The organism is Kribbella albertanoniae, assembly GCF_004348455.1.
GTDB lineage: Bacteria > Actinomycetota > Actinomycetes > Propionibacteriales > Kribbellaceae > Kribbella > Kribbella albertanoniae.
Genome location: NZ_SMKA01000003.1, coordinates 88,259 through 111,046, shown reverse-complemented (window position 1 = coordinate 111,046; position 22,788 = coordinate 88,259). Strand labels below are relative to the sequence as shown.

The 22,788-nt window shown below is 67.5% G+C and carries 23 protein-coding genes; 13 read left to right on the top strand and 10 right to left on the bottom strand.

The genetic code is table 11. The features are described from left to right. Nucleotides 1-52 precede the first annotated feature (52 nt). Nucleotides 53-595 carry a dihydrofolate reductase family protein gene (locus E1261_RS01950; RefSeq protein WP_132400778.1) on the top strand — a complete coding sequence of 181 codons (543 nt, stop codon included), beginning with the start codon at nt 53-55 and terminating at the stop codon, nt 593-595. On the opposite strand, the gene E1261_RS01945 is transcribed toward E1261_RS01950, so the two are convergent. From E1261_RS01945 to E1261_RS01930, 5 genes are all read right to left on the bottom strand, one after another. Further along, nucleotides 592-1,467 carry a hypothetical protein gene (locus tag E1261_RS01945; RefSeq protein ID WP_132400775.1) on the bottom strand — a complete coding sequence of 292 codons (876 nt, stop codon included), beginning with the start codon at nt 1,465-1,467 and terminating at the stop codon, nt 592-594. The two genes, E1261_RS01950 and E1261_RS01945, sit on opposite strands and share 4 nt — an antisense overlap. 119 nt (nt 1,468-1,586) lie before the next feature. Beyond that, complete coding sequence (locus E1261_RS45045) at nt 1,587-1,730, bottom strand: hypothetical protein (protein ID WP_165952315.1); 144 nt, start codon at nt 1,728-1,730, stop codon at nt 1,587-1,589. An 86-nt stretch (nt 1,731-1,816) separates the two neighbouring features. Next, nucleotides 1,817-3,592, bottom strand: coding sequence for a 3-hydroxyacyl-CoA dehydrogenase family protein (locus E1261_RS01940; protein WP_132400772.1), 1,776 nt, complete (start codon nt 3,590-3,592; stop codon nt 1,817-1,819). Between the two features lie 62 nt (nt 3,593-3,654). Next, complete coding sequence (locus tag E1261_RS01935) at nt 3,655-4,116, bottom strand: NUDIX domain-containing protein (protein WP_165952314.1); 462 nt, start codon at nt 4,114-4,116, stop codon at nt 3,655-3,657. Between the two features lie 70 nt (nt 4,117-4,186). Then, nucleotides 4,187-5,098 carry a class I SAM-dependent methyltransferase gene (locus E1261_RS01930; protein ID WP_132400766.1) on the bottom strand — a complete coding sequence of 304 codons (912 nt, stop codon included), beginning with the start codon at nt 5,096-5,098 and terminating at the stop codon, nt 4,187-4,189. Between the two features lie 36 nt (nt 5,099-5,134). Between E1261_RS01930 and nucS the strand changes: the two genes are divergently transcribed. From nucS to E1261_RS01895, 7 genes are all read left to right on the top strand, one after another. Beyond that, complete coding sequence (nucS, locus tag E1261_RS01925; RefSeq protein WP_272948541.1) at nt 5,135-5,815, top strand: endonuclease NucS; 681 nt, start codon at nt 5,135-5,137, stop codon at nt 5,813-5,815. Nucleotides 5,816-5,828: 13 nt separating this feature from the next. Beyond that, on the top strand, nt 5,829-6,020 hold the full coding sequence (locus E1261_RS01920; RefSeq protein WP_132400760.1) for a hypothetical protein: 192 nt from the start codon (nt 5,829-5,831) through the stop codon (nt 6,018-6,020). A gap of 77 nt (nt 6,021-6,097) precedes the next feature. Then, nucleotides 6,098-6,379 (top strand): hypothetical protein, encoded by a 282-nt coding sequence (locus E1261_RS01915; protein ID WP_238175947.1) that lies wholly within the window; start codon nt 6,098-6,100, stop codon nt 6,377-6,379. A gap of 36 nt (nt 6,380-6,415) precedes the next feature. Further along, nucleotides 6,416-8,236, top strand: a complete 1,821-nt coding sequence (glmS, locus tag E1261_RS01910; protein WP_132400757.1) for a glutamine--fructose-6-phosphate transaminase (isomerizing) — start codon at nt 6,416-6,418, stop codon at nt 8,234-8,236. A 68-nt stretch (nt 8,237-8,304) separates the two neighbouring features. Then, nucleotides 8,305-10,185: a hypothetical protein gene (locus E1261_RS01905; protein WP_132400754.1), complete on the top strand. Its 1,881-nt coding sequence runs from the start codon at nt 8,305-8,307 to the stop codon at nt 10,183-10,185. A gap of 39 nt (nt 10,186-10,224) precedes the next feature. Next, on the top strand, nt 10,225-11,349 hold the full coding sequence (locus E1261_RS01900) for an L-talarate/galactarate dehydratase (RefSeq protein ID WP_202874246.1): 1,125 nt from the start codon (nt 10,225-10,227) through the stop codon (nt 11,347-11,349). Further along, complete coding sequence (locus E1261_RS01895) at nt 11,346-12,038, top strand: FadR/GntR family transcriptional regulator (protein ID WP_132400752.1); 693 nt, start codon at nt 11,346-11,348, stop codon at nt 12,036-12,038. Before E1261_RS01900 ends, E1261_RS01895 begins: the two co-directional genes overlap by 4 nt. Here E1261_RS01895 and E1261_RS01890 read toward each other — a convergent pair. Genes E1261_RS01890 through E1261_RS01875 form a run of 4 tightly spaced genes read right to left on the bottom strand, consistent with a single transcriptional unit; the run spans nt 12,013 to nt 16,236 of the window. After that, complete coding sequence (locus E1261_RS01890) at nt 12,013-13,263, bottom strand: glucarate dehydratase family protein (protein WP_132400749.1); 1,251 nt, start codon at nt 13,261-13,263, stop codon at nt 12,013-12,015. The two genes, E1261_RS01895 and E1261_RS01890, sit on opposite strands and share 26 nt — an antisense overlap. Continuing rightward, nucleotides 13,260-14,771, bottom strand: a complete 1,512-nt coding sequence (locus tag E1261_RS01885; protein ID WP_132400746.1) for a tripartite tricarboxylate transporter permease — start codon at nt 14,769-14,771, stop codon at nt 13,260-13,262. The genes E1261_RS01890 and E1261_RS01885 overlap by 4 nt, the downstream gene beginning before the upstream one ends. Beyond that, the gene (locus E1261_RS01880) at nt 14,771-15,256 is read right to left on the bottom strand and encodes a tripartite tricarboxylate transporter TctB family protein (RefSeq protein ID WP_132400743.1); all 486 of its coding nucleotides are present in this window, start codon (nt 15,254-15,256) and stop codon (nt 14,771-14,773) included. Before E1261_RS01880 ends, E1261_RS01885 begins: the two co-directional genes overlap by 1 nt. Beyond that, entirely contained in the window at nt 15,253-16,236 is a 984-nt protein-coding gene (locus E1261_RS01875) for a tripartite tricarboxylate transporter substrate binding protein (protein ID WP_132400740.1), read from the bottom strand. Before E1261_RS01875 ends, E1261_RS01880 begins: the two co-directional genes overlap by 4 nt. A gap of 102 nt (nt 16,237-16,338) precedes the next feature. Here E1261_RS01875 and E1261_RS01870 point away from each other — a divergent pair, with 102 nt between their 5' ends. The 3 genes from E1261_RS01870 to E1261_RS01860 are packed head-to-tail and all read left to right on the top strand — an operon-like array spanning nt 16,339 to nt 19,491. After that, nucleotides 16,339-17,217, top strand: coding sequence for a LysR substrate-binding domain-containing protein (locus tag E1261_RS01870; protein ID WP_132400737.1), 879 nt, complete (start codon nt 16,339-16,341; stop codon nt 17,215-17,217). A gap of 52 nt (nt 17,218-17,269) precedes the next feature. Then, a complete protein-coding gene (kdgD, locus tag E1261_RS01865; RefSeq protein ID WP_238175946.1) occupies nt 17,270-18,175 on the top strand; it encodes a 5-dehydro-4-deoxyglucarate dehydratase in 906 nt (301 codons plus the stop codon). Beyond that, nucleotides 18,172-19,491: an enolase C-terminal domain-like protein gene (locus E1261_RS01860; RefSeq protein ID WP_238175945.1), complete on the top strand. Its 1,320-nt coding sequence runs from the start codon at nt 18,172-18,174 to the stop codon at nt 19,489-19,491. Before kdgD ends, E1261_RS01860 begins: the two co-directional genes overlap by 4 nt. A 3-nt stretch (nt 19,492-19,494) precedes the next feature. Here E1261_RS01860 and E1261_RS01855 read toward each other — a convergent pair whose 3' ends face one another. Continuing rightward, nucleotides 19,495-20,730 (bottom strand): DegT/DnrJ/EryC1/StrS family aminotransferase, encoded by a 1,236-nt coding sequence (locus tag E1261_RS01855; protein ID WP_165952313.1) that lies wholly within the window; start codon nt 20,728-20,730, stop codon nt 19,495-19,497. A 185-nt stretch (nt 20,731-20,915) separates the two neighbouring features. Here E1261_RS01855 and E1261_RS01850 point away from each other — a divergent pair, with 185 nt between their 5' ends. Together E1261_RS01850 and E1261_RS01845 are read left to right on the top strand one after the other, a co-directional pair. Continuing rightward, complete coding sequence (locus E1261_RS01850; protein ID WP_165952312.1) at nt 20,916-21,635, top strand: hypothetical protein; 720 nt, start codon at nt 20,916-20,918, stop codon at nt 21,633-21,635. After that, on the top strand, nt 21,632-22,786 hold the full coding sequence (locus tag E1261_RS01845) for a phosphotransferase (RefSeq protein WP_132400728.1): 1,155 nt from the start codon (nt 21,632-21,634) through the stop codon (nt 22,784-22,786). Before E1261_RS01850 ends, E1261_RS01845 begins: the two co-directional genes overlap by 4 nt. Nucleotides 22,787-22,788: the final 2 nt, after the last annotated feature.

Here is a 22,788-nt window from a genome sequence, read left to right as displayed (position 1 = left end):
TTCACGCATTCGTGGGACGCGGCCGACGCTACCCGCGGGAGAGTCTCAGGGCATGCGAAAAATCATCGAATCAACCTTTGTGACACTGGACGGCGTCGTGTCCACACCGGAGCGCTGGAGTGCCCCGTACTGGGACGACGAGCACAGCGCGTACGCCGCGGCGCTGCTGCGCGACGCCGATGCGCTGCTGCTCGGGCGGGCGACGTACGAGCAGTTCGCCGGCTCCTGGCCCAAGCGCTCCGGCGACTGGTACACCGACACCATGAACGCGTTGCCGAAGCACGTCGCCTCCGGAACGCTGACCGAGACGACCTGGAACGCCGAGGTCCTGCCGGGTGACACGATCACCGCGGTGAAGGCACTGAAGGACCAGGACGGCGGGCACCTGCTCAAGTTCGGCACCGGCTCGTTCTCCCGGAGCCTGCTCGAGAACGGCCTGGTCGACGAGTACCACTTCTGGATCTTCCCGGTCGTCGCCGGCCGGGGAGCCCGGTTACTCGAAGGCCTCGCGCAGACCCAGTTGGTGCTGGTCGAAGCGACCACCTTCAAGTCCGGGATCGTCGTCCACAAGGCCGTCCCGCAACAGCATTCCTAGTCTGCGACGACGGTGAGCAGAGTGTGCATGCCCTGCGCGGCTTGCATCCGGCCGTTGCTCAGGTCAACCATCCAGGTCGTCAGCACGTAGCTGCCCGGCGCGAGATTTGGTGTCAGGACCTGCGCGAGCCCGGCGGACAGCACCGGCGCACCTTGGGGCAGGCCGATGAGGGGCGAGTCCGACGGCCACCCGCCCGCCTCGATCGTCTCGAAGGTGCGCTGTACGTCGGCGCGCGTGGTCCCCGGTTTGACCGGCACGAAGATCGCCTCGGCCAACTGGTTCGTCCGGTTGGTGATCAGGACCGTCTGACCGGACCTGAGGACGGTCGGCCCGGCGTACCGAGGGCCGTCCGCGGTGTCGACCATCGCCAGCGCGGTACAGGCGGTGCGAGGAGCAGTGCCGCTTGGGCGTCCGCGCACAGTCAGCTCGTGGACGTCGATCGGGTTGCTCCGGTCCACGCGCAGATAGTCGACCAGCAAGTACGTTCCGGGGGCGAGTGGCCGCTGGAAGGTCACGGCTCGGCCCGGTGCGGCGACTGCTCCACCGAGTAGCAACGCCGACGCCTCGACCTGCCGGCCGCCCGCTGCTGCCGCCGTACCGTGTTCGGTGAGGGCGGTCCGCAGGCCGGCCAGGAGTTGGTCGAGCGTGTGACCGGGTCTCAGCTGGAACAGGCCGAGCCGGATACCACGGTCGTTGGTTGTGCTGACGCTGACGGTCGTCCAGCCGGGTCTCGTTTCCGTGGGCGCACTGAATCCGTCGGCGGTCCCGACGACGTGCACGCCATCAGTGCTGACCGGCGCAGCAGCGGCCGGCGTCACTCCACCGGCGACGGCCAGCAGTACAGCGACGGCGAGCGGAAGTCTGAGCTTCATGGGCTTCTCCGAAGTGGTGGGGACTGACAACGCCAGGTTGTCGTCCCGACCACCCCGCAGACATCGGGGCCGAACCCTCCCGAACCCCGAGGCCGACCCGCTCCTCGCCCTGACCGGTGTCAGGTCGTAGTGCGCTGCGGGCGGGGGCCGGGGCGTGGTTCGGCAGTCGGCAGGTGCCGGTACGCGCCACCACTGGTCCAGTTCGCGCCGGGTGTGGTGGGCCGGCGGTCGGTGAGCCAGGGTTTGTTCTTCGGTGCCGGCATCGTTGTCCCCCAAGTCGTTCGTCAACTGCTACGACTTGGGGGGTCCGGACCGGCCGATCAGGTTGCCGGCTTATGCGGAATCGCGACTAGGCATAGTCGCGGAAGCCACGGGCGGTCTTGCGACCGAGGTAGCCGGCCGTGACCAGGTGCTCCAGCAGCGGGGCCGGCGCGAAGCCGGGCTCACGGAACTCCAGGTAGAGAGTGCGCTGGATGGCCAGCGAGACGTCTAGGCCGACGACGTCGAGCAGGGCGAACGGTCCCATCGGGAGGCGGCAGCCGAGCTTCATCGCGGCGTCGATCTCGTCGACTCCGGCGTAGTGCGCCTCGAGCATCCGGACCGCGTCGTTCAGGTACGGGAACAGCAGCGCGTTCACGATGAAGCCGGCCCGGTCGCCGCAGCGGACCGGGTGCTTGCCTGCGGCAACGGCCAGGGCGGCGACGGTGTCGGCGACGTCCGGGGCGGTGCTGACCGTGCTGACGACCTCGACCAGCTTCATCACCGGCGCCGGGTTGAAGAAGTGCAGCCCGACCACGGCGGACGGCCGCTTGGTCGCCATCGCCAGGTCGATCACCGGCAGGGACGACGTCGTGGTGGCCAGGATCGCGGACGGCTTGCAGATCTCGTCGAAGGTCTCGAACAGGGCCTGCTTGACGCTCAGTTCCTCGACCACGGCCTCGATCACCAGATCGGCGCTGGCCAGGTCGTCGAGCCGCGCGGTTCCTGTGATCCGGCGCAGGGCGGCGTCCCGCTCCTCGGAGGAGAGCTTGCCGCGCTGGACTCCCTTCTCCAGCGAGCGCTCCAGGCCCGCCCGGACCTTGTCCACCTTCTCGGTACCGCGAGCGACGTACAGGACGTCGTAGCCGGCCTTGGCGCAGACCTCGATGATGCCGACTGCCATGGTGCCGGAGCCGACGACACCGACCTGCTTGATCGGCCGGATCACGGCATCGGCGCCGTTCGGCTTGGGCGTCTGCTCGTCGTCGACGACGACCGGCGAGTCCGGGGCCTCGTACGTGTAGAAGCCGCGGCCGGTCTTGCGGCCGAGCAGGCCGGCGGTGACCATCTGCTTGAGGATCGGGGCCGGTGCGTGCAGCCGGTTGCGGCCCTGCTTGTACATCGTGTCGAGAATCTCGTATGCCGTGTCCAGACCGATCAGGTCGAGCAGCGCCAGCGGACCCATCGGGTAGCCGCAGCCGAGTCGCATCGCGGCGTCGACATCCTCGCGGGTCGCGTACCGCGACTCGACCATCGAGACGGCGTGGTTCAGGTAGCCGAACAGCAGCGCGTTGGCGATGAAGCCGGCCCGGTCGGCCGCGACCACCGGGACCTTGTCGAGGCGGCGGGCCAGCGCCTGCACGTCCTCGACCACGTCCGGTTCGGTGACGACGGTCTTGATGACCTCGACGAACTCCTGGACCGGCGCCGGGTTGAAGAAGTGCATGCCGACCACGCGGCGCGGGCGCTGGGTGGCGACCGAGATCTCGGTGACCGACAACGACGAGGTGTTGGTGGCCAGGATCGCGTCGTCGCGGACGACCTTGTCCAGCGCGGAGAAGATCTCCCGCTTCAGCTCGAGCCGCTCGATGACGGCCTCGATCACCAGGTCGCAGTCCGCGAGCGCCTCCAGCGAGGTGGCGAAGGTAACCCGGTCGAACAGCGCCTGCTGGTCCTCGACGGACAGCTTGCCGCGCTTCACCGCCCGGTCGGTCGAATGCTGGATGTGACCGCGGCCGCGCTCGACCGCCGCGTCGTCACGCTCCACCCCGACCACGGTCAGGCCGTTGCGCGCGAACACCTCCGCGATACCGGCACCCATCGTGCCGAGACCGACCACTCCGACGACCTGCAGTTCCCGAGCCATGCTGGCACTATGCCAGTCCGCGACTGGTCAGCCCATGAGCTGAGTCACCCGCGAGGTCAACCTCACACCTCGTCGAACCCCGGCGGAGCCTGCAGCCACTCCGTCACGAGCGCCTCCGCAGCCGATACAGCAGGATCCGGTACGGCGGCCAGCGCGGCACCGATCGGTTTCGGCTTCAGCTCCCCGTAGCGGTGCGGCGGTAGCCACAGCGCGCGGTAGCTCCCTGCCTCCGAATCCGCCGGACTGTCCATCTCCGGACCGTTCCCTGTGCCGAACTCGCCACCGATCGCCTCGGCAAGGAAGTAGTGCTGGGTGCTGTCCCGAAAGTTCACCACCGCGACCGCCCCATGGATCCGCACATGCAGACCGAGCTCCTCATAAGTCTCCCGCCGAGCTGCCTCGGCCAACGTCTCACCAGGATCCACCTGCCCACCGGGCAGAACGTAGTAGGTCAGACCGTCCCGGATCCGCTCGATCACCGCAATGCCGTCGGCCCCGAAGAGCAGCACCCCAGCACGAATCATGCGCGGATCACCGAGGACGGGATGGCTGCGGTGATCATCGGTGGAGCTGAGAACATCGGGGCGGCGGACGTCATGAGCGAGTTGCCAGGACCTGGAACCAGCCGGCTGCGCGGTCCGGGAGACGGGGTGCATTGTCGCCAGGTGGCTCGCTGCGAATGAACTTGCGGACTGTCCAGCCGGTCTCGGTCAGCAGGTCGCGGAGCGGGTCCTCCTGCCAGAGGACGAAGTGTCGTGGGAGGTCGAGGTACCGGTTCGACCACTCCTCGCCCGAGCCCGCTTTCGTGCTGAACGCGAGAACCGGCGCTGCGTGCACCGCCTTGCGGAGGACGGTGGTCAGCTGGGACCGGTCGAAATGGAGGAACACCGCGTCGGCGAAGACTGCGGCGTACGGGCCGCCGAAGTCGTCGGTGAGAGCGTTCAGAGGGTCGGCGGTGTGGCCGTCGGCTCGCATCATCTGCAGGAACGCGTCGGTCGCGTCGGTCCGGCGGACTGCGAAGCCGCGGCGTTCGAGTTCGTTCGCGTCTCGCCCGGTGCCGCTGCCCAACTCCAGTACGCGGGCGCCGGGCGGGACCGCATCGGCGAGGAGGGTGATGAGGTCGTGGTTGGCTTCGGTCGGGATCGACGCGCGGAACTTCTCCGCGGCCTGCTCGTACGTCGCGAGCGTGCGCTCGTTTTCCGTCGGGACCCGGGTCCAGCCGTCGCCGGTGTGCTCCACGATCGCGGGCAGTTTCAGCCCGAGGTCGAGGCCGAGGACGACCACGGTCTCGCCGCGATGCAGGTCGGCGATCGACTGCAGTTCCGCGTCAGGTCGCCGTACCAGGTCTGGCAGGACGGTGAGCTGGACGCCGAGCTGCTCGGCCAGCCGTGAACCGGCGGCAGCGTCGAACGTCGCCGCATAGACCTGTGCGATCCGCTCACCGACCGCCGCCTCCTGGACGTCGCCAGGCAGCAGCAGGATCCGCGCCGGGCACATCAGGTTCATGCGAACCACCTTTGCATGGACGTCCGACTGCGGTCGATGTGCTGTAGCGTCACGACCGTGCGCTTGGTGATTGCAACGTGTTCCGTGGACTACTCCGGCCGTCTGACCGCTCATCTGCCGATGGCGCCGCGGTTGCTGATGGTGAAGGCGGACGGCTCTGTGCTGATCCACGCCGACGGCGGCTCGTACAAACCGCTCAACTGGATGTCGCCGCCGTGCAAGCTGGTGGTGGACGAGGACGTCTGGAGCGTCACGAACAAGGCCGGTGAGGAGCTGCGGATCACCATCAAGGAGGTCCACAGCGACACGGCGTACGAGCTCGGCACCGATCCCGGTCTGATCAAGGACGGCGTCGAGGCGCATCTGCAGGAGCTGCTGGCCGAGCATGTGCACACGTTCGGCGAGGGATTCACGCTGGTACGGCGGGAGTATCCGACCGCGATCGGGCCGGTCGACCTGTTGTGTCGTGATGCCGACGGGAAGCATGTCGCGGTCGAGATCAAGCGCCGCGGCGAGATCGATGGTGTCGAGCAGCTGACCCGGTACGTCGAATTGCTGAACCGCGACCCGCTCCTGGCCCCCGTGCGCGGTATCTTCGCCGCTCAGCTGATCAAACCGCAGGCCCAGTTCCTCGCCACCGACCGCGGTCTCGAGTGCGTGACGGTCGACTACGACCTGCTCCGCGGCATGGAATCCGACGTACTGCGCCTCTTCTGACCCAGGAGCCCCGATGGTGGAACCGCCCGGCTACGAAGAGCCCCCCGGCATCCTCGAATGGCTGCTGTGGATCGGCTTCTGGGCGCTACCGCTGCTGGTACTGGTAGCCCTCGGGGTGCTGCTGGTCTTCGTCGTGATCCGGTCCCGGCGCCGGCGCCCGCCGTACCAGAACCAGCCTCCGAGTCAGCCGCCGTACCAGTCCTGAGGTTGATTTGTCAGGGATTTTGCCCGATTTCGGGCAGATCCTTTGTGTTGGACCCGGAAAAGCTGCAGAGTTGTCCGGTGATCAGTGAGGCGGCGGCAGCGCCGGTGGACGAGCTGGCCGAGCAGGTCAGCCGGACGACCGGGCTGTCCGCGGACGACGCGCGACGAGTGGTCGCGGATGTGCTGGCGTACTTCACGGAGACCGCCGAGGAGTACGTCCGGCGCCGGCATCGTGAGTTGCAGACCTACGGCGCGCGCAACGACGAGATTTTCGCGCGTGTGGGTTCCGAGCTCCGGCACTGGCCGGTGCGCTCGCCCGAACTGTCCGCGCGTCAGCTCCGACGGATCGTCTACGGCTGACGGCTGCTACCCAAGACCTACGAAAGGCACCAACACATGTGCGGAATCGTCGGGTACGTCGGCACCAAGCCGGCCACGCCCATCCTGGTGGACGGCCTGGCCCGGCTGGAGTACCGCGGGTACGACTCGGCAGGTGTCGCCGTACTCGGCACCAGCGAGCTCAAGGTGCACAAGGACGCCGGACGGGTCCGTGAGCTGGAGGCCTCGCTGCCGAAGCGGTTCGGCGGCAAGCTCGGCATCGGCCACACCCGCTGGGCGACCCACGGCGGCCCGAGCAAGGACAACGCGCACCCGCACGCCAGCGGCAACGAGCGGATCGCGGTCGTCCACAACGGCATCTTCGACAACGCGGGCGCCCTGCGCCGCCAGCTCGAGGAGGCCGGTGTCAAGCTGCGCTCCGAGACCGACACCGAGGTTCTCGCGCACCTGATCGAGCAGTCCGACGGCACCACCCTCGAGGAGAAGGTGATGGCCGCGCTGCGCCGGATCGAGGGCACCTACGGCATCGCCGTGATCGACCTGGACTTCCCGGACCGGATCGTGGTCGCCCGCAACGGCAGCCCGCTGATCCTCGGCATCGGTGACGGCGAGATGCACATCGCCTCCGACGCCGCCGCGCTGATCCGCTACACCCGTCAGGTCGTCTACTTGGACGACGGCGAGATGGCGACCGTCAAGGCCGACGGCTACCGCACCTTCACCCAGGACGCGGCGCCGACCACGAAGACCGCGAAGACGGTCGACTGGGAGGCCGACGAGTACGAGCGCGGTCTGCACGAGCACTTCATGATGAAGGAGATCCACGAGCAGCCGGACGCGGTCGGCCGGGCGCTGCGTGGCCGTCTCGACGAGCGCTTCCACACCGTCCACCTGGGCGGCCTGAACATGGACGCCCGCGAGGCCCGCGAGATTAAGCGGGTCAAGATCCTCGGCTGTGGTTCGGCGTACTACGCCGGTCAGATGGGCGCGCAGTTCATCGAGGAGGTCGCCCGCATCCCCGCCGATGCCGAGCCGGCGTCCGAGTTCCGCTACCGCAACCCGGTGGTCGAGCGCGACACGCTGTACATCGCGGTCAGCCAGTCCGGCGAGACCCTGGACACCCTGGTCGCCGTACAGGAGCTGAAGCGCAAGGGCGGCCGGGTGATCGGCCTGGTGAACGCGGTCGGTTCCAGCATCGCCCGCGCCGTCGACGGCGGTGTCTACCTGCACGCCGGTCCGGAGGTCTCGGTCGCCTCGACCAAGGCGCTGACCAACATGGCTGTCGCGTTCGCGATGCTCGGCATCCACCTCGGCCGGATCCGCGACGTCTCCCCCGCCGACGGCCGCCGGCTGATCGAAGGGCTGAAGAAGCTCCCCGAGCACATCCAGTCGATCGTCGACCAGGAGGAGGAGCTGGCCAAGATCGCCGGCCGGCTCGCCCAGCACGAGAGCCTGTTCTTCGTCGGCCGCACCCGCGGCTACCCGGTCGCCCGCGAGGGCGCGCAGAAGCTCAAGGAGATCTCCTACCGGCACGCCGAGGCGTACCAGACCTCCGAGCTGAAGCACGGCCCGCTCGCGCTGATCTCGCCGGACGTCCCGAGTGTCGCGATCGTCCCGCAGGACGAGCTGCTCGACCGCAACATCGGCGCCCTGCACGAGATCGCCGCCCGCTCGGGCCCCCTGTACGTCGTCACCCACCCGGGCGTCGACGTCCCGGACGGCGTCGCCGCGAAGATCGTGGTCCCGAAGAACGAGCCCGAGCTGGACCCGATCCTGCTCACGATCCCGCTCCAGATCCTCGCGTACTACGCCGCCGTCGCCCTCGGCCACGACGTCGACAAGCCCCGCAACCTGGCCAAGTCCGTCACGGTCGAGTAGTAGTCCCGGACCGCAACCCTGCCCTTCCGGGCAACCAGGGGCAGGGTTGCCACACCTAGCATTGAGCGGTGGGGGCAGAGGGAGCAGTCGGGGAGGCGGCCGAGCGGACGCGGGCATCGGCACCGCGGACGGTCGCCGACGCGTCGACGGCGACCTCCACCGAGTCCAAGGCTCAGGCCCTGCAGGCGAAGGCAGGCAACAGCGCCTTCAACGGGGTCGGGCCCTGGTTGCGTGAGAACGCCAAGCCCGCGCTCGATGCGCTGAACGAGTCGCCACCTGACTTCGAGACCGCGCTGCTCACGCTGAACAGGTTCTCGACCGAGGACATCGTCGCCGTGTTCCGCGGCGCGGGCGGACCGAAACGCGTTGCCCTCGGCAAGTATCTCGAGGCGGGGAACCTACCGGCCGTCGACGTACCGCGGTTCGTGCTCGCCTGGAAGATGGCCACCGGCCCCGGCGCGGCCGCCGCCCGCGGGAACCGCCTGCACGACATGATCCGCGGCGGCCACCTGCAGGACGCCTACGAGCTCCTCAATCCCTTGTCCGCCGCCGATCAGGAGAAGGCGCTGGCGATGCTCGACCCCGCTCACTGGGACGAGCTGGCCAACGGACTCGAGAAGGCGGCGGGTGTCGACGTACCGTGGCTCGCCACCTTGCTGGCCGGTGTTCGGGGCGCGCCGGTCACCTCCACGATGACCGCCCTGGGCTGGCTGAACGGACAGGAGGCTGCGGCCGGCGCTGCGTGGGCGGCCGGGCAGCCCGATGACCGGCTGTCGTTCATGCTCCGGCCGCGGACACTCAAAGCCGCGGGCCAGGTCGGCGCCGAGCGAATCCGCGCGATGCTGATTGCCGGTCAGGTACGGCGAATTGGTGACGAGGTCGACCCGGTCCAAGCCGCGAAGGTGGAGGCCGCCCTGGCCACCCTCCCCGCCGACCAGCGCAACGCGATCCGCACCTACCTCGGCATTCCCGTCCCGACCATCGCCGAAGCCAGCGCGGAGACCTCGACCCGCGCGTTCACGAAGGAGAAGGAGTACAAGGCCCCGTCGGACAACACCGAACAGAGCTGCCAGAACCTGTTCGGTCAGTCGTACGCCGAACTCCTGGCCAGCATGCAGGAGGTGAGCGCCTTCGGCGTCAAAGCGACTGTTCATCCGCAACTGGCGGCTGCCCTGCTGCGCGCCGACGCGATCGCCCGGCAGAAGATCGCCGCGACCGAAGGCCGCCCGGTGGAGGCGTCGGACTGGCGCATCAGCGATATGCAAGGGCTGCAGTTCGGATCGCACGGCTTCCACACGTTCGGCCTCGCCGTGGACCTCAACTACAAGACCATGCCCTACCTGATGAACGAGGGCGCGTACGACACGATCCCCCGAGAGGGGCCGCTGGACGTCAAACTCCGGCGGATCTACCGGCGGATCGCCTGGCTGATGCTCGGCCGGGAGTCGGTGATCCCCGGGGTGATCCCGAAGGGCGGCGGCACCCGGTCGTACCCCGCGCTGGCGGCGGAATCGCAGGCGATGCAGGCCTATTTCGCGCTCCGCGGGAATCCGGCCGGCCTGAAGTCGAAACTCGAGGAACGCGACGAGGCCGCCGTGAAGATCATCTTCGACGGTGCGCCGGCCGGCGACCGCGCCACGGTGCTGCCCGGACTCCTCGACACCGACCACGACCAACTATCGGCGGCCCCCGAGGTCAACCCGGCCCTCCCGGCGACGGCGCGGCCGATGGATTCGCCGTTCGACCCGAAGAAGGGCCACACGGATCCGAGCGGCGGCTTCATGACTATTCGTCAGGAGATCCACGACGCCCTGAAGGAGGCCGACCCGGCGATCCGCTGGGGCGGTACCGACTTCGGCGAGGAGAGCGGCGACCTGATGCACTTCGACCTCGGCAAGGGCATCTCCTACGACAAGAAATCCAAGACTTACTCGCGAAAGAAGAGTTAGCAGTCGTCATACAAGATCAGCACTTGTATGATGACTGCCATGGCCGATCAGATTCGTCATGTCCGGTTGTCGTCGGTGGTGCTGCCGTTGGAGCAGGCGATCAGCGATGCGAAGGTGTTGACCGGGCGGCAGCGGCCGATGACGGAGATCGTGTTGCTGTTCGCGGAGATCAGTACGGCGCAGGAGCAGCACGGGATCGGGTTTTCGTACTCCAAGCGGGCCGGTGGGCCGGCGCAGTACGCGCATGCTCGGGAGATCGCGGGCGACCTGATCGGCGAGGATCCGTCGGACATCGCCAAGGTGTATGACAAGTTGCTCTGGGCGGGTGCGTCGGTCGGGCGGTCCGGTGTTGCGACGCAGGCGATCGCCGCGATCGATATCGCGCTGTGGGATCTGAAGGCCAAGCGAGCCGGATTGCCGCTGGCCAAGCTGCTCGGCGCGCATCGGGACTCGGTCCGGGCGTACAACACGTCCGGCGGATTCCTGCATGCGCCGATCGAGGAGGTGAAGGAGCGCGCCAAGCGGTCGCTGGCGGACGGCATCGGCGGCATCAAGATCAAGGTCGGCCAGCCGGATTCTCGCGCCGACCTCGATCGGGTACAGGCGGTCCGTGAGCACATCGGCGACGCCGTACCGCTGATGGTTGACGCCAACCAGCAGTGGGATCGGCCGACGGCGCTGCGGGTCGGGCGGAGTCTGGAGCAGTTCGATCTGGTCTGGATCGAGGAGCCGCTCGACGCCTACGACGCGGAGGGGCATGCGCAACTGGCAGCCGCGCTCGATACCCCGATCGCGACCGGCGAGATGTTGTCGAGTGTCGGTGAGCACGTGCGGCTGATCGAGGCCCGCGCTGCCGACATCATTCAGCCGGACGCGCCGCGGATCGGTGGCATCACGCCGTTCCTCAAGCTGGCGACGCTGGCGGATCATGCCGGTCTGCAACTCGCACCGCACTTCGCGATGGAGATCCACCTGCATCTCGCGGCCGCGTATCCGCGGGAGCCGTGGGTCGAGCACTTCGAGTGGCTGAATCCCTTGTTCAACGAGCGTTTGGAGACCGTCGACGGCCGGATGCTGGTCCCGGATCGGCCGGGTCTCGGCTTCACCACGAGCGAGCAGTGCGCGGCCTGGACGGTCGACGCGTGTGAGTTCGGCAGCAAATGACCGTACGGCGCAGTCTCGCGTACGACGTCGTCGCGGAACTGAAGCGGCGGATCCTGGCCGGTGAGCTCGCGCCCGGTGCGAAGCTGCCGGCGGAGAACGGTCTGGTCGAGGAGTTCGGGGTCAGCCGGACCGTCATCCGCGAGGCGGTCTCACGGCTCCAAGCGGCCGGTCTGGTGGAGACGTTCCAGGGGCGCGGGTCCTTCGTGCTGGAGGTCCCGGGGCCGGTCGAGCTCAAGGAGGTCCGCACTCATCAGGACGTGCTCGAGCTGATGGACTTCCGCACCGGAGTCGAGAGCGAGGCGGCCGCTCTCGCCGCCGCTCGCCGTACCGAGGTTCAGCTGCTCGGAATTGAGCGGGCGCTGGACGGATTCCGGCGGGTCGGCGACGATCCCGGGCGATCGGTCGAGGCGGACTTCGCATTCCACCTCGCCGTGGCGCTTGCCTCCGGCAACCGTTTCTACGGCGAGGCGATCCGGGAGCTCGGCCCGATGATGATCCTGCTGCCGCGGACCCGGCTCGATCCGGCGTACGAGATGTCCGACCCGGACCACCTCACTCGGGTGATCCACGAGCACGAGAACATCCACACCGCGATCGTGCACGGCGACGCCGACGCGGCCCGCGCCGCGATGCGGGTGCACCTGACCAGCACCCGGCACCGCCTTACCAGCGACTCCCGTTCGGACTGAAGTCCGGCTCGATCGTCCGCCGGTACGCCGTGTCGTCGCGGCGCCGAATCCCGCAAGCCAAGTATTGCTCGTGGAGCCGGCCGAGTGCGTCGGTGTCGAGTTCGATCCCGAGCCCGGGACCGGTCGGCACCCGGACACTTCCGTCCGCGAACTCCAGCACACCGGGCTTGATCAGGTCCTCGGTCTTCCATGGGTAGTGCGTGTCGCACGCGTAGGTGAGGTTGGGCGTCGCGGCCGCCAACTGCGTCATCGCGGCCAGGCTGATCCCGAGGTGCGAGTTGGAGTGCATCGACAACCCCATCCCGAAGGTGTCGCAGATCCCGGCCAGCAGCTGCGAGCGTCGCAGTCCACCCCAGTAGTGATGGTCGGACAGCACGACCTGCACTGCGTCGGCCAGGACCGACGGCTTCAGGTGGGCGAATGCGATCACGCACATGTTGGTCGCCAGCGGGATCTCGGTCTGCGCGGCGACCGCGGCCATGCCCTCGATCCCCGGCGTCGGATCTTCGAGGTACTCGATGACTCCGGTCAACTGTTGAGCAACCTTGATCGAGGTGTCGACTGTCCAGGCGCAGTTCGGATCGATCCGCAGCTTGTGCTCGGGGAAGGCCGCGGCCAATGCATGGACCGCCTCGATCTCTTGATCGGGTGGAAACACTCCACCCTTCAACTTGATCGCTGTGAATCCATAGTGATCAATCATTGACCGGGCTTGATCAACGATTCCAGCTGGATCAAGAGCAGCGCCCCACGAGTCCTCAGCGGCGCCCGGATGTCCAGCCCACTTGTAGAACAGATAGGCGCTGAACGGCACCGCATCCCGCACCGCACCACCGAGCAGGTCCGTAACCGGCCGCCCGAGTTCCTTACCCTGCAGATCCAGCAGGGCAACCTCGAACGGTGACAGTACGACGTCGACCGGGTCCTGCAGATTGAGCATCCCGCCGACCTCGGCACCACGCTCAGCCCTCAGTACGTCGGCCACCCGGCTCCGCAGGCCGTGCAGATCGAACGTGTCCAAACCGGGCAGCGCGGCCGCGACTGCGGTGAGCCGGGCCAGCAGGGTCTCGTCGCAGTACGTCTCGCCGAGTCCGTGGTTGCCGTCATCGGTCCAGACCTGCACGATCGTCCGCAGCGCGAACGGCTGATGGACGCCGGAGACGTTCAGCAGCGGCGGATCCGCGAACGCGACCGGGGTCAGTTCGATCCGGGAAATCCTGCTCACACGAGCTCCTCATCTCTGGACTCCACAGAACGGCGCCGCATCGCCCAGCGGATGGCCGGTAGCGCCAGCACAGCGATCAGTACAACCAGGACTGTGCCCGAGATCGGCCGGGTGAAGAATCCGGCCGGGTTGCCGCCGAAGATCAGCAGCGACTGCCGGACGGCGGTCTCCATCACGCTGCCGAGCACGAACGCCAGCACCAGCGGCCCGGGTTCGAACCCGAACTTCTTCATCAGGTAGCCGAGCACCCCGAAGACGATCACCAGGAAGATGTCGAAGACCTGGTTGTTCACCGTGTAGACACCGAGCAGCGTGATCAGGACGGTGATCGGCGCGAGGATCGCCGGCCGGACCCGGAGGATCTTCACGAACAACCCGACCATCGGGATGCTCATGATCAGCAGCAGGATGTTGCCGATGTACATCGAGTTCACCACGCCCCAGAACAGATCCGGGTGCTCCGATACCAGCTGCGGACCGGGCGGAATGCCCTGGATCAGCAGCGCACCGAACATCAACGCCATCGTCGCGTTGGCCGGGATGCCCAGCGTCAGCAGCGGGATGAACGATGAGGTGGCGGCCGCGTTGTTCGCCGTCTCCGGCGCCGCGACACCTTCGATCGCGCCCTTCCCGAAGCGCTCCGGGTGCTTGGCCCGGCGCTTCTCGACCGCATACGCGACCAGCGAGGACAGCGTCGCGCCACCGCCCGGCAGCACGCCGAGAACGAACCCGATCACCGACCCGCGACCGATCGCACCGGACGACTGGCGAAGGTCGGCGCGGGACGGCCAGACATTGGTGATCTTGGCGGGCGCCGGCACCGTGCGGTGCCGTTCCTCCAGGTTGTGCAGGATCTCGCCGAGCCCGAACAGACCCATCGCGATCGGGACGAAATCGATGCCGTCGGCAAGGTTCAGTGTGTCGAAGGTGAATCGGCTAGCACCGGTGAAGGTGTCCCGCCCGACCGTTGCCAGCAGCAACCCAAGCCCCGCGGCGATGACCGACTTCGTCCGACCGCCGTTGCCCACCGTCGCCACCAGCAGCACGCCGAACAGCGACAACGCGGCGTACTCGGGCGGGCCGAAGTCGAGCGCAACCTCGGCCACCACAGGAGCCAGCAGGGTAAGCCCGATGATCGAGACCGTGCCGCCGATGAACGAGCCGATCGCCGCGACCCCGAGCGCCGTACCGGCTTTCCCTTGTTTGGCCAGTGCGTAGCCGTCGAACACGGTGACCACGGACGACGCCTCGCCCGGGAGCCGGAGCAGGACCGAGGTGATCGTGCCGCCGTACTGGGCGCCGTAGAAGATGCCGGCCAGCATGATGATCGCCGAGACCGGTTCGACGCCGTACGTGACCGGCAGCAGGATCGCGATCGTTGCCGCCGGCCCCAGTCCGGGCAGGACGCCGATCAGCATCCCGATCACGACGCCGATCAGGCAGTACAACAAATTGGTGGGCTGGAGGACGACGCCGAAGCCGTCGATCACCGGATTGAGGAAGTCCATCAGATCAACCGCGGCAACGGGATCTCGAGGACCACCACGAACAACACGTAGAACGCGGCCACCGTGCCGATGCTGACGGCCGTCGACGACACCCAGGACTCCTTGCCCAGGAAGCGCATCCAGACGAACACCAGCAACAGCGACGGAATCTCGAACCCGATCAGCGGCAGCAGCGCAGCGAACACCACGAGACTCAGTACGGCGATCGCCGTCTGCACGCTCGCTCTGGTGAACCCCTCGGTGTCGGTCCCGTGCCGCCCGGTCAGCGCCAGCACCACCGCGAGCACGGTGATCACGACGCTGACCGTGAACGGCCACAGCCCAGGACCGGGCGCGGTCAGCCGGCCGAGACCGAGCGCGAGCGAGCCGACCAGCCCGAACACCCCGATCGCGCCCGCGACGCCAGCTGCACTGAGCTGGGCCAGCGGCCGCTCGGTCAGGGGCTCCTCGGTCAGGGGCTCCTCGGTCAGGGGCCGCTCGGTCACTTCTTACCCAGCGAGATCTGATACTGATCGAGCTGCGCCTTGTACTTGGTGGCGTACTCGTCGAGGATCTTGCGGACCTCGTCCGGCGAGCCCTCGATCGGGGTCAGGCAGTGGTCGTCGTTGAACTTCTTGTACGCCTCGGTCGCGAAGGTCTTCTTGGCCGCATCCAGCAGCTTGGCCTTGACCGGCTCCGGCGTCCCCTTCGGCGCGGTCAGGAACCGGTACTGCGACACGACCACGTCGTACCCCTGTTCCTTCGCCGTCGGGACCTCGGGCAGGAACTTGATCCGCTCGGCCGAGAACACCGCGAGCGGCACGACCTTCTTCGCCTTGATCTGCGCGATGCTGTCGCCGACCTGGATGGTGGCGACATCGACCTGGCTGCCGAGCAATGCGGTCAACGCAGGGGCACCACCATCGAACGGTACGTCGGTCGCCGGGATCGCGGCCTGCTTGAAGGCGAGCGCGGAGGCGAGCTGCGCGCCGGTCCCGACCCCGGTGGTGCCGTACTTGATGTTCTTACCGGACTTCTTCAGGTCGGCGATCGACTTCACCGCCGACGCGGCCGGGGCGAGCAGGACATAGTCGTCCTGGGAGATGCCGCCGATCAGGTCGAAGTCGTCGAGTTTCACAGCCTCGTTCGCGGAGACCGCCAGCGGGGTGATCGTGAACAGCGACGCGTTCTGGACCGCGATCTTGTAGCCGTCGGGTTTGGCCGACTGCAGTTCCTTCGCGTTCAGGGCACCATTCGCACCGGGCTTGTTCACCACCGGCACCGAGACACCCAGCTCCTTGCCGACGCCCTCAGCGATCGCGCGGGTGATCAGGTCGGTGCTACCACCAGGCGATGCACCGACGCTCATCTGGATGTTGCCGGTCGGGAACTCGCCGTCGCCGCCGGTGGCTGTGGTCTTCACTCCGCCGCAGCCGGTCAGCAGCGCGACAGCCGCCGTGACGGATACGACCTGGATGAGCCTCATCGGAGTACCTCCTCTGGTCCGGCCCCGTTTGCGTGAGCGTAGGGAGAGCCATCGATGCCTGTCCAAGGTTGTTTATGCATCGAGTGATACCTTTCGGGAATCATGTTCTCGCTGGACCAGCTGACCGCTTTCGTGGCGGTCGCCGAGGAACTGCACTTCGGCCGGGCGGCCGAGCGGCTCAACATGACCCAGCCGCCGCTCAGCCGGCAGGTGCAGAAGCTGGAGCGCGCGGTCGGGGTCCAACTGTTCGAGCGGGACAACCGCCGCGTCGTACTGACTGAGGCCGGGCAGGCGTTCCTGGGCGAGGCCCGGCGGCTGCTGGCGCTGGTCGAAACTGCAGGTGATCTCGCCCGCCGCGTCGATCAGGGCGCGGCCGGGACACTGCGGCTCGGCTTCACCGCGGTGTCGGCGATCCGGACGCTCGGGCCGTTCCTGCGCCGAGTGTCGGACGAACTGCCTGAGGTGGACGTGATCCTGCATGAGCGAGTCACGTCGGCCCAGATCGACGGCCTGCTGCACGGCGAACTCGACCTCGCGCTGGCACGACCGCCGTACGACCCGCACCTCCTCGACTCCCAGGTGGTGGCTCGGGAGCCGCTCTGCGCGGCGCTGCCGGCCGACCACCCGCTGACTGCGCTCGACCGGCCACTCACGGCTGCCGACTTCGCTGCGGAAGAGGTGATCAGCTATGACCCCGTCCGCGCGGCCTACTTCCACGAGCTCACCATTCGGTTCCTGGCCGGGTCCCAGCACCGCATCACCCAGCGCGTGCAGCAGGTGCTCACCGTCGTACTGCTGGTGGCGGCCGGCCGCGGGGTCGCGCTCGTCCCCGAGTCGGCGCGCGATCTCGGCGTACCGGGGGTCACTTTCCGGGAGATCGCGCTGGCCGGCGAGCCGGTCGAACTGCACGCGATCTGGCACCGCGACTCGGCCAATCCGGTCCTGCGGCGGGTTCGAGCGATGCTCTCAGAGCATCAATAGATCCACAAACAGTCTTGGACAGGTATCCATCGACGTTCCTAGGCTGACCGGCGTGACCCCCACCGAACTCGCTGCCCAGCTGAAAACCGGCCTGCTCTCGTTCCCTGTCACGCATTTCCGCGCCGACCTGAGCTTCGACGAGCCGGCCTATCGCGAACACCTGTCCTGGCTGAGCCAGTACGACGTCGCCGGGCTGTTCGCGGCGGGTGGTACCGGGGAAGGATTCTCGCTGACGCCGGAGGAGATCGACACCGTCGTTCGGGCCGCGGTCTCCGAGGTCGCCGGGCGGGTGCCGGTGATCGCCCCGGCCACCGGCGGAACCGCGACCGCGATCGCCCAGGCCCAGGCCGCCGAGGCTGCGGGCGCCGACGGATTGTTGCTGCTGCCTCCCTATCTGACTGAGGCCGGTCAGCGCGGGCTCGTCGAGCACGTCTCGGCCGTCTGCCGCAGCACGAACCTCGGCGTCACCGTCTACAGTCGCGCGAACGCGATCCTTAACGATGTCTCGGTCGCGGAGCTTGCCGACCGCAACGACAATCTGGTCTGCCTGAAGGACGGCGTCGGCAACATCGAGATGATGACGCGGACCTACGCGCGCGTCGGCGACCGGCTCACCTACATCGGCGGGCTGCCGACGGCGGAGACGTTCGCGCTGCCGCTGCTGCAGTTGGGGGTCAGCACGTACTCGTCGGCGATCTTCAACTTCGTGCCCGAGTTCGCGCTCGGCTTCTACGCCGATGTGCTCGCGCAGGATCGGGACGAGGTCTACCGCAAGCTCAACGACTTCGTCATCCCGTACCTCGACATCCGCGACCGCACCAAGGGGTACGCCGTTTCGATCGTCAAGGCCGGCGTGAAAGCCATCGGCCGTCCGGCCGGGCCGGTGCGGCCGCCGCTGCAGGACCTGAGCGAGGACGAACTGACCCAACTCACGGCGTTGATCGAGGGTTTGAAGTGACTCCGCGGGTGGTGTCGGTCGAGGTCGTGCCGGTGGCTGGGTACGACAGCATGCTGCTCAACTTGAGTGGTGCGCACGGGCCGTTCTTCACTCGCAACGTGGTGATCGTGACGGACAGCTCGGGGAACACCGGGCTGGGTGAGGTTCCCGGTGGCGCCAAGATCGCGGGCACGATCACTGAGGCTGCGGAGCTTTTGGTCGGTCAGGAGATTGCGCGCTATCGCCAACTGCTGCGGACGGTTGCCACGTCGTTCGCGGATCGGGATGCGGGTGGTCGTGGGCTGCAGACCTTTGACCTCCGTACGACGGTGCACGCGGTGACCGGGCTTGAGTCGGCTCTGCTCGACCTGTTCGGCCAGCATCTCGGCGTACCGGTGGCTGAGCTTCTGGGCGACGGCCAGCAGCGGGCCGCCGTACCGGTGCTCGGTTATCTCTTCTATGTCGGCGATCCGGGGCAGACTGACTTGCCTTATGTGACGGATGACGGCACCGATCGGTGGTCGCAGTTGCGGCGGCAGGCTGCGCTGACGCCGGAGGCCGTGGTTGCGCTGGCCGAAGCGGCGCAGGAGCGGTACGGGTTCGCCGACTTCAAGCTGAAGGGTGGGGTGTTCGAGGGCGCGGCAGAGATCGCTGCCGTCCGGGCGCTGTCCGAGCGGTTCCCGCAGGCGCGGATCACGGTCGATCCGAATGGCGCCTGGCCGGTCCGTGAAGCCATTGCCTTGTGCAACGGATTGGACGACGTGCTGGCGTACGTCGAGGATCCATGTGGCGCCGAGGCCGGGTTCTCCGGCCGCGAGACGATGGCCGAATTCCGTCGCACGACGGGATTGCGGACAGCTACGAACATGATCGCGACCGACTGGCGTGAGCTGGCGCAGGCGGTGCGGATGGACGCCGTGGATATCCCGCTGGCCGATCCGCACTTCTGGACGATGGCCGGGTCGGTGCGGGTTGCCCAGCTCTGCAACGACTTCGGGCTCACCTGGGGTTCGCACTCGAACAACCACTTCGACATCTCGTTGGCCATGTTCACCCACGTCGGAGCGGCGGCTCCGGGTGACATCACGGCCCTCGACACGCACTGGATCTGGCAGGACGGACAGGCACTCACGAAGGACCCGCTTCAGATCGTCGACGGGGAAGTCGCCGTACCGAATGGGCCTGGTCTGGGGGTCTCGCTGGATCGGGAAGCGCTGGCGGCAGCGCATGAGTTGTACCTCGAGCATGGACTCGGTGCACGCGACGATGCGGTCGCCATGCAGTATGTGATCAAGGACTGGGCGTTCGATCCGAAGCGGCCCTGTCTGGTGCGCTGATGTTCATTCTGCGGTGACCTCCTCCAGCACGGAGCGCACCGCAGTCACGACCTCGTCGATCTCATCCTTCCGAAGACCATTGATCATCGGCAGGGAGATGATTCGTTCCTGCAGCCGATCACACTGCGGCAGAGCCGCGGCCCGGAAGCGAGCCTCATGGGCCGGTTGCCGGTGAATGGCTACCGGGTAGTGGATGTCCCATCCGATGCCCAGCTCCGACAGCCGCCGGCAGAACCGAGCACGCTGCGGGACATCGAGCACATACACGTAGTAACTGTGCTCGGTGGGGTCACGGACCGCCGGATTTCCGGTCACACCGTATTCCGCGAAGGCGTCGTTGTAGCGCGCGGCGATCATGCGCCGTTCGTCGAGGAGTCCCGGCAGCAGCGCCAACCGCGAGGTCAGGTAGGCGGCTTCCATCGGATGGATGCGGAAGTTCAGCCCCAGGTGCCGATGGCTGCCGCCGTCACGGCCGTGGTTGTTCCACTGCCGCAAGATCCCGGCGAGGCGCTCGTCGTCGGTGACCACCGCACCTCCCTCCCCCAGGCCGGCCAGCGGTTTCGTCGGGCCGAAGCTGAACACCGCGCTGTCGCCGACACGACCGACGCGACGTGCACCGTGCGCGTGGCATGCCTCTTCGATCAGCGCGATGCCGCGTTCACGGGTGACCGATCGCAAGAGCTCGAGGCCGGCCGCCCGCCCGAAGGGATGGAGTGGTACGACGGCCTTCGTCGACGGCGTCAGCATCCGGATGGCCGCGCCCTGGTCGATGGCCTGGGTCACCGGGTCCACGTCGACGAGCCGGACCCGCGCGCCGAGCATGATCGCCGCCTCGGCGGTGGCGACGAAGGTGTTCGGCACGGTCAGGATCTCATCGCCGGCACCGATCCCGTGTGCGAGGTAAGCGAGCAGCAATGCGGACGACCCGCTCGAGGTCGCGACGGCATACCGCACGCCGCAATACTCGGCGAACTTACTCTCAAATTCCTCGATCAGCTGATTCGGCCGGGCGAAATCACACGAATCAATCGCACGGTCCAGCGCGGCCCGCGATTCCTGCTGACCGATGTTGTGCAAACGACGCAAATCTCTGAATGGCACGCGAACACCGGCACCCGGAACTCCCGACGACTCCTGCATGGCGATGACACCTTCGATGGTCAGCGCGCGTCTGCGCTCGAATGAACTGCACCAGTGTCGCACCTCCAGTCCACCATCCGGCCGCCGGCGGAGTTGCATCTTGTTGCAACTCCGAACCGGGGAACATCGCTTGACATACATCCAGGTGGAATATAGATTCCGCTGGGATAAATCCCGCCCCGGGTTGCCCAAGGTACGAATGAATGGCGACGAGACAGCCGCATCGGTGACATTTCCGCCAATTCGGCCGGGCGGTTCACCATTCCCTCGACGATTGGATTGCTGTGACCGTAGCTCGCTCGGTTCTGCTGTCCGAACTCCTGTCCAGAGCCGCCGGCCGCACCGTCCATCTGGTCGATCGAGAGCGGCTGGCCGCCGAATGCCGCAGGTCCGACCAACCGCTGTACACGGCCTATCGCGACGTGCATCGTCGCCAGGTGACGAACGTCGCGAACCCGCCGACGACCTGGCGTGGTGACCGGGTGCACTACGCAGGTGGACTGCTCCCGACCGGCGAGCCCGTCCGCTCCGTCGGTCACTGGAATCCGCCGGGACAGATCGAGGTCTTCCAGGTCCTGGCCGGCCGGGTCGTGATCCTGGTGGCCAGGCCGGATGAGCCGGACCATCTGTCGATCGCCGAGTACCGGGAAGGCGAGATGTGTGTGGTGCCGCTGAATGCCTTTCATCTGACGTACTCGCCGTGGCAGGACAGTGTCGTCTACAACATCTACAGCAGCGGCGGCGGCTGGCCGCCGCCTGACCACACCCGCAAGTACGACGGCGAGGCCGCACCGCCGCACACACTGATATTCACTGCCGGGCAGGCCCGCGCCGAGCAGGCGACCGTCACCCCGGAACCGGCCCAGGTGGACCGGGTCCCGCTGACCGCCGACGGCCTCGACCTGCCGGCACGGTTGCCGTCGTTGCTCGTGGACGCGTCCGACGAGCAGCTGCGAGAGCTGGCCGCCACATTCAACACGGCGCCGGCTGTGGACAGGGCGTGACTGGCAGCGCTTCGAGTCTGCTGGAGCGTGCCGCCACCCACTGCTCGATCTCGGTGGACAGCCTGCTGGACGGCGGCGGATCCGGGGCCGTGACAGCCAGGGGACTGGACCGGGACGGCCGGCCTGTGGTGCTGAAGTGCCTGGCGACCAGCGACGGCGTCGTCGACGGTCATGACATGGCAAGCTTCCGCAGAAAACAAGCCCAGGTGTCGATGCTCGAATCCGTCGCTCCGGCTGTTGCTCGCCGCTATCCGGCACTTCGGCAGGCAGCGCACGACGAGCGGTGGTCTGCCTATGTGTTCGACTACATCGACGCGCGCCCCTTGGTACTCCTGTCGCAGAGTCACGGTGCGGGACGGGCGCAGAGTCTGCTGACCGGCATCTGGTCCGGTCTGCTGGCGGAGGGCTACCAGTACGGAATTCGTGCGGCGGCGGCGGATCACTGGGACTCCATCTATCTGGCCAGGATCAGGCGACGCCGTTGGTTACTCGCCCGGCATCTACCGGCGGAGATCCTGACCGGTGAACGGATCGAGATCAATGGGCTGTCCGTGCCGGGCCTCGATCTGCTGACAGCCAACGCACGGGCCGCATCACCGTTGTTCGACGGCGCGCAACTCGCCGTGCCGGTGCACGGCGACCTCAATCTGCGGAATCTGCTCCTCCCCGATGCGAGCACCCCGGACGACTTCACGCTGATCGATCCACGAGGGGTGACGCAGCCGTGGGACCCGGTGTACGACGTGGCGAAGATGCTGTTCAGCCTCAGCCTGTTCGAAGCCACGATGAGCACCGGCTTTGCCGTGACGCATGACACCGGCGGGTTCCAGGTCGGTCTGAGGCAACCGAATCCCTACCAGCACTGGCAGAACTTGTTCGTCGCCGGATTGCCCCAGCTGCGGACGCTCGCCGGCGAAGCCGGGTTCCGCGCCGACCGCTGGACGGCCATGGTGGCTTTCGCCCATGCGTCACATGTCATCGCGGAGGCGGCCTGCCGACTCTCCGACCGCGCCGCTGCGCCGGCAGTGCGTCGCAATCGCTGTCTCGGGCTGCTGCTGTACGGCATGATGCTGCTCGACGATCTGCTGGTCCGGGTCGCCCACGGGGCTCTTGCCGAGCCCGGACACCTCGAACTGCTCGCCAGGACATAGCC